Source organism: Gordonia otitidis NBRC 100426 (assembly GCF_000248075.1).
GTDB classification, from domain to species: Bacteria; Actinomycetota; Actinomycetes; order Mycobacteriales; family Mycobacteriaceae; genus Gordonia; species Gordonia otitidis.
The window spans coordinates 19,830-27,129 of the sequence record NZ_BAFB01000248.1 but is presented as its reverse complement, the minus strand read 5'-3'; the positions used below and the strand labels follow the sequence as shown (position 1 = coordinate 27,129).

Below are 7,300 nucleotides of genomic sequence, written 5' to 3'. Positions count from 1 at the left end.
GGTCACCCCGATCGGCGGCGCGTTCTCGTACTACACCGACTGGCAGCGCGACGACCCGGTTCTCGGCCGCAACAAATGGCAGACGTTCCTCACCAAGGAACTGCCCCCGCTGATCGACAAGGAATTCAAGACCACCGGCGCGAACGCGATCGCGGGAATCTCGATGGCGGGCACGTCCGTGCTCAATCTCGCAATTGCCGACCCCAAGCTCTACAAGGCTGTCGCGGCGTACAGCGGATGCGCACGAACGAGTGATCCACTCGGGTTGCAGTACATCCGGATGGTGGTCGGCGACCGTGGTCGCGGCAACATAGTCAACATGTGGGGAGTCCCCGGCGGTCCCGGATGGCGCGCGAACGACCCCTACCTCAACGCAGCAAAATTGCGCGGCACCAAGGTCTACATGACCAGCGGCACAGGACTGCCCGGCCAGTACGACAGACTCGATTCCCCGCTGATCAACGGAGACCCCGTCACTCTGGCCAACCAGGTTCTGCTCGGCGGTGTCATCGAGGCGGCCGTGAACAACTGCACCCAGCAGATGGCGCAGCGCATGAAGGAACTCAACGTGCCCAACAAGGTGCTGACCCGATCGGGCGGCACGCACTCCTGGGCATATTGGGAGCAGGATCTCCACGACACCTGGCCGATGATCGAGGCCGACCTGAACGCGAAGCCCGCGCCCGCCGCCAAGGCTGCGGTGGCCAAGGCTCCCGCAAAGAAGTAGATTCGCCACAAGGTGCGGCTCGGGGCTGGTTCTGCCCCGACCACACTCCGCGGACTTCTCACATCCCGGAAATCCAAGGGGTGAGCAGACTGTGACGGAAGGGTCACGCGGAGAAAACTTCCTGCAATAGCGGTTTCCTACCGTTGGGAACACATCGGATCGCGGCAGCGCAGCACGCGACCGGCCAGCCCCGACTTTTCAGGAAGCAGCACCCCATGAGCTACACGTACACCCGCAAACACCACATCACCGGGTGGGACCCGGAAGACCGGCAGGCGTGGGACGCAGGCGGCGCCCAGATCGCCAAGCGCAACCTGGTCTGGTCGATCATCTGCGAGCACATCGGGTTCTCGATCTGGTCGCTGTTCTCGGTGATGGTCCTGTTCATGTCGCCGAAGTACGGCATCAGTCTCGACCAGAAGTTCGCGATCACCGCGACGGCGACGTTCGTCGGTGCATGTCTGCGCATTCCCTATACCCAGGCGACGGCGAAGTTCGGCGGCCGCAACTGGGCGATCTTCTCCGCTGTCGTGCTCCTCATCCCGACCGGCCTCGTGTTGATGCTGATGATGAACCCCGGCAAGTTCGGGTTCGGCTGGTTCCTGTTCGTCGCGGCGCTCACCGGTCTCGGTGGCGGCAACTTCGCCTCGTCGATGACCAACATCAATGCGTTCTTCCCGCACCGACTCAAGGGCTGGGCGCTCGGGCTCAATGCCGGTGGCGGCAACCTCGGTGTCCCGGTCATCCAGTTGATCGGTCTCCTGGTGATCTGGCTCTCGTCCGACAAGCCCGAGATCGTGTGTGCCATCTATCTGGTCGCCCTCGCATTCGCCGCGATCGGTGCAGCCATCTTCATGGACAACCTCGACCATCAGACCGCAAGCTACCGTTCGATGGTCGACTGCCTGAAATACCGTGACACCTGGCTGATCTCGCTGCTCTACATCGGTACGTTCGGCTCGTTCATCGGCTTCAGCTTCGCGTTCTCGCAGGTGCTGCAGATCAGTTTCAAGTCATCGGGTGTCGGGAACGCCGCACTCGCCGCCGCCCAGATCGCATGGATCGGACCGCTTCTCGGTTCCATCGCCCGCCCCTACGGCGGAAAACTCGCCGACCGCTTCGGCGGCGGCCGCATCACCTTCGTGTGCTTCCTCGCGATGATCGCGTCGTCGGTCCTGCTCGTGATCTCCGGAATGGCTGCCGACGCCCACGCCCACCACAAGATCGGCACCGCGCAACTCATCGGCTTCATCGTCGGGTTCATCCTGCTGTTCCTGATCTCGGGTATCGCCAACGGTTCGGTCTACAAGATCATCCCGACGGTCTTCGAGCACAAGGCCCGCAACCTCACCGGCCTGACCACCATGGGTCGCGTCATCTGGTCCCGCAAGATGTCGGGTGCGCTCATCGGTATCGCCGGCGCGGTCGGTGCGCTCGGCGGAGTCGGCATCAACCTCGTCCTGCGGTCGAGCTACAAGGCCAATCAGTCTGCGACAGCAGCATTTTGGGTGTTCCTCGCCTTCTACGCGATCGCCGCGATCATCACCTGGTTCTTCTACGCCCGTAGCGAGATCGTCCTCGAAGAGCGCGAAACCACCGACATCCCCGTCACCGGTGAGACGGCCGGACCCGCTGATGCCGACCCCGTCGTCGACGACGCCGAGCTGTCCCCGAGTCCCGCGCAGGGAGCCACGAAATGACGTCGGAGAACATCACCGACATCCGAACCTGCGTGGTGGTCGGTCACGGAATGGTCGGACACCGGTTCGTCCAAGAACTGCGCGAACGTGACACCGCGGATCGCTACCACGTGATCGTGCTCAGCGAGGAGCCGGTTGCCGCATACGACCGGGTGGGCCTCTCGAGCTACGTGGGCTCGTGGGATCCCCTGTCGATGGCGCTGCCGGACAACACCTATGCGGGCGACGAGGTCGTCGAACTCCGTGTGGGTGAGGCGGCCGCCACGATCGATCGCGAGCAGCGTCGTGTCATCACGTCGGCGGGTGACGAAATCGATTACGACGCTCTGGTTCTGGCCACCGGCTCGTATCCGTTCGTGCCGCCGGTCGAGGGCCGCGACAATCCGCGCAGCTTCACCTACCGGACACTGGCCGATCTCGACGCGATCCGCGCGGTCGCCGAAGCCGCGCCCCCGGGGGCGCCGGGTGTCGTGGTCGGTGGAGGATTGCTGGGGCTGGAAGCGGCCAATGCCCTCCGGCTGCTCGGAATGACCCCGCACATCGTCGAATTCGCGCCCCGCCTCATGCCGCTGCAGGTCGACGACGGCGGTGGCGCACTGCTCGCCTCGCTCGTCGGCGACCTCGGGCTGCACGTACACACCGGGGTGTCGACGACAGCGATCGCCGACTCCGACGACGACTTCCTCGCTGTCACGTTGTCGGACGGAACGGTTCTCGACGCCGCGCTCGTGGTGTTCTCGGCCGGTGTCCGGCCACAGGACGCGCTCGGCCGCGAGGCCGGACTCGACGTCGGCGAACGGGGTGGAATCATCACCGACACCGGATGCCGCACAAGCGATCCGTCCATCTGGGCCATCGGGGAGGTGGCAGCCGTCGAGGGTCGTTGTTACGGCCTCGTGGCGCCCGGTTACACGATGGCCGAGATTGCGGCAGACGGGATTCTCGGCACCTGCGACTCGCTGTTCCCCGGTGCCGACATGTCGACCAAGCTGAAGTTGCTCGGCGTCGACGTCGCGAGTTTCGGCGATGCGATGGGAGTCACCGAGAACGCCCTGGAGATCGTCTACTCCGATCCGGTCGCGGGCACGTACAAGAAGCTCGTACTCTCCGACGACGCGTCGACGCTCTTGGGCGGCATCCTCGTCGGCGACGCCGAGGCGTACGCGATGCTCAAGCCCATGGTGGGGCGCGAGATTCCGGGCGATCCTTCGTCGCTGATCGCACCCGCGGGCGCCGAGGGAGCCGGTATCGGACTGTCGGCACTCCCCGACGACGCCGAGATCTGCTCATGCAACGGCGTCTCCAAGGGTGCGATCTGTGGGGCCATCGGCGAGGGCGCGTGCTCGGTCGCCGACATCAAGGCCTGCACATCGGCCGGCACCACATGCGGCGGATGCGTGCCCTCGATCACCCGGTTGCTCGCCGATTCCGGTGTCGAACTGTCCACCGCGCTGTGCGAACACTTCACGCAGTCGCGCGCCGAGTTGTTCGCGATCGTCGCCGCGACGGGTATCCGGACGTTCTCCGAGTTGATCGGGCGGTTCGGCACCGGCGGTGGATGCGAGATCTGTAAACCCACCGTCGCGTCGATCCTCGCCTCGACGTCGAGCGACCACATCCTCGACGGCGAGCAGGCAGCCCTGCAGGACACCAACGACCACTTCCTGGCGAATCTGCAGAAGAACGGGACCTATTCGGTGGTTCCGCGGATGCCCGGCGGCGAGGTCACCGCCGACCAGCTCATCGTGATCGGGCAGATCGCCAAGGACTTCGGACTCTACACCAAGGTCACCGGCGGCCAGCGCATCGACATGTTCGGTGCCAGGGTCGAGCAGTTACCCGAGATCTGGCGCCGACTCGTCGACGCCGGAATGGAATCGGGGCATGCGTACGGCAAGAGCCTGCGCACGGTGAAGAGCTGCGTCGGATCGAGTTGGTGCAGGTACGGCGTGCAGGACTCCGTGGCGATGGCCGTGCGCCTCGAGCACCGCTATCGTGGGCTGCGCTCACCGCACAAGATCAAGCTCGGTGTGTCCGGATGTGCTCGCGAGTGCGCCGAGGCGCGGGGCAAGGACGTCGGCGTGATCGCGACGGAACAGGGATGGAACCTCTACGTCGGCGGCAATGGCGGCCAAAGTCCTTCGCATGCAAAGCTTCTTGCATCGGGGCTCGACGACGAGACGCTCGTGCGCTACATCGACCGCTACCTCATGTTCTACATCAGGACCGCGGACAGGTTACAGCGCACCGCACCGTGGCAGGAGAGCTTCGCCGGAGGGCTCGATCGGTTGCGGGAGATCGTCTGTGACGACATCCTGGGTATAGCGGGTGACCTCGAAGACGCGGTCGCCCGACACGTGGACGGCTACCGCGACGAGTGGGCCGCAGTGCTCGACGACGAAGAGAAGCTGCGCCGATTCGTCTCCTTCGTGAACGCCCCCGAGACACCCGACCCGACCATCGCCTTCGACGACTCGTCGGGGCGCAAGGTCCCGGTGCTTCTCGGTCTACCGACCCTGCCCGTCGGGGACACCACCCAGGTCAAGGAGACAGCATCATGACCGCGTTGGACGACGCACCCGCCACACCGACCACAGCGCGTTCCGAGGAGACCTGGGTGGCCATCTGTCCGCTCGACCGGGTCAGCGTCGGCCGCGGTGTGGCCGCGCTGATCGGCGACACCCAGGTGGCCGTGTTCCGGCTGACCGATGGTCCCGAACCCGACCTGCGGGTCGTCGACAACATCGATCCGTTCGGGCGTGCTGCCGTGATGTCCCGCGGGTTGGTCGGAGACAGGGCAGGCGTGCCGACGGTTGCGTCGCCGCTGCTCAAACAGGTCTTCTCGCTCGACACGGGTGTCTGCCTCGACGACGAGTCCCGTGCGCTGCGGATGTACCCGGTTCGCGTCGTCGACGGGACGATCGAGGTCTGCGCCCCCTGATGACTCAGTCCGACCCGACCACGACGCCCCCGACCTCCCCGGACAGGACCGCCAACCCCGAGAAGACCCTCATCGGTTTCACCATCGGCGTCACCGCCGCACGTCGCGCAGACGAGTTCGCGGCGCTGCTCGAACGGCGAGGCGCGACGGTGGTCCATGCGCCCGCCATCCGCATCATCCCACTGGTCGACGACGACGAACTCGAGCGCGCAACCCAGGCGATTCTCAACCAACCCCCGGACATCCTCGTCGCGACGACCGGCATCGGGTTCCGCGGATGGGTGGAGGCTGCCGACGGATGGGGGCTCGCCGACGATCTCGTGGACACTCTCGGCGACGTCCGGTTGTTGGCGCGGGGCCCCAAGGCCAAGGGCGCCATCCGTGCCGCAGGTCTGCGCGAACAGTGGTCTCCGCCGAGCGAGTCGTCGAGCGAACTGATCCGCGAACTGCTCGAGGAGGGGGTGGCCGGGCTGCGGGTGGCCGTGCAACTACACGGCGCCACGACCAGTTGGGAACCGCTGCCCGATCTGTGCGATGTGCTTCGGGAAGCAGGCGCCGACGTCGTGCCCGTTCCGGTCTACCGGTGGACGCCACCCGACGACACCGAACCCATGAGCAGGATGATCGACGCGGTCATCAACCGTGACCTCGACGCCGTCACGTTCACCAGCGCACCGGCCGTCGCATCCATGCTCGGACAGGCACACCGCGCGGGTGCACTCGAGCCGCTGCTGCATGCGATGCGCACAGCCGTTCCCGCGATGTGCGTGGGCAACGTGACCGCTGGTCCCTTGCACGCACTGCAGGTTCCGACATTGCAGCCCAGTAGATTCCGGCTCGGTGCGCTGGTCAGACTCATCGCCGACGAGCTCCCGCGACGTGCCACCGTGCTCCGTGTCGCCGGACACGACCTGAGCCTTCGGGCATCGGGTGTCGTGGTCGACGGGTGCTACCGGCAGGTGACCGGATCGAGCATGGCTCTGCTACGTGTGCTGCATCGCGTTCCGGGGCAGGTCATTTCACGCAAGGCGATGCTCGACGAACTCCCCGGCGGCGGAACCGACACGCACGCCGTCGAGATGGCGATCACCAGACTGCGCACCGCACTGGGCGATTCGAAGATGATCCAGACCGTGGTCAAGCGGGGCTATCGCCTCGCAGTCGACCTCGAATACGACGAGAACGATTCCGATGACACCTGAACCAACCCGCGGCCGCGCGGCACCTATCCTCGTGGCGCACGGCACCCGCTCGCTGGCGGGAGTCGACACCATCGGACGCATCGCCGCCCTGGTCGGCCAACGCATCGGTCAGACCCGCGTTGCGTTCGTCGACGTCCTCGGCCCGTCGCCGTCGGAGCTGCTCGCCGAGACCGACGACGCCGCGCTGGTGATCCCCGTGTTCCTGGCCGCTGGTTACCACGTGCGGCGCGACATCCCCGCGCACGTCGAGGCGAGCGGACATCGCGACGTGACGATGTGCGACAACCTCGGCCCCGATCCCGTGCTGGCAGAGGTGATGCGCGACCGTCTGTGGACAGCAGGATGGCGACCGGGTGATTCGGTGGTGATGGCGGCGGCCGGGTCGTCGGATCCGCTGGCGCTCGGCGAGGTGGAGAAGGCCGCCGCCTACCTGAGCGATCTGATCGGGGACGACGTGCCCGTCGGCTACATCGCGACGGCGACGCCGCGGGTGCCCGAGGTGGTCGCCGAGGTGCGCAAGCGACGCCGGCGCGTCTTCATCGCGTCATACCTGTTGGCGCCCGGTCTGTTTCATTCTAGACTCGCCGAGTACGGCGCCGACGGCGTGGGCGAACCGCTCGGCGCCGACCCTCGCATCGCCGATCTCGTCGTCGACCGGGTGCGGGCCGCCGTGGACGGCTCCGCGACCTCACACGCGCGACCAGGCAATGTGAGAACCATGTGATCGACC

General features: G+C 66.1%; 6 protein-coding genes. All 6 read left to right on the top strand.

The features are described from left to right. Positions 1–727 (top strand): alpha/beta hydrolase (locus GOOTI_RS23665; RefSeq protein WP_007241133.1); only part of this gene is annotated, 727 nt, incomplete at its 5' end. A 215-nt stretch (positions 728–942) separates the two neighbouring features. Further along, positions 943–2,427, top strand: coding sequence for an MFS transporter (locus GOOTI_RS23660; RefSeq protein ID WP_007241132.1), 1,485 nt, complete (start codon positions 943–945; stop codon positions 2,425–2,427). Beyond that, a complete protein-coding gene (gene nirB, locus GOOTI_RS23655; protein ID WP_007241131.1) occupies positions 2,424–4,988 on the top strand; it encodes a nitrite reductase large subunit NirB in 2,565 nt (854 codons plus the stop codon). The genes GOOTI_RS23660 and nirB overlap by 4 nt, the downstream gene beginning before the upstream one ends. Further along, positions 4,985–5,368, top strand: a complete 384-nt coding sequence (gene nirD / locus GOOTI_RS23650) for a nitrite reductase small subunit NirD (protein WP_007241130.1) — start codon at positions 4,985–4,987, stop codon at positions 5,366–5,368. Before nirB ends, nirD begins: the two co-directional genes overlap by 4 nt. Further along, positions 5,368–6,570 carry a uroporphyrinogen-III synthase gene (locus GOOTI_RS23645; RefSeq protein ID WP_007241129.1) on the top strand — a complete coding sequence of 401 codons (1,203 nt, stop codon included), beginning with the start codon at positions 5,368–5,370 and terminating at the stop codon, positions 6,568–6,570. The genes nirD and GOOTI_RS23645 overlap by 1 nt, the downstream gene beginning before the upstream one ends. After that, positions 6,560–7,294 carry a sirohydrochlorin chelatase gene (locus GOOTI_RS23640; RefSeq protein ID WP_007241128.1) on the top strand — a complete coding sequence of 245 codons (735 nt, stop codon included), beginning with the start codon at positions 6,560–6,562 and terminating at the stop codon, positions 7,292–7,294. Before GOOTI_RS23645 ends, GOOTI_RS23640 begins: the two co-directional genes overlap by 11 nt. Positions 7,295–7,300 lie beyond the last annotated feature (6 nt).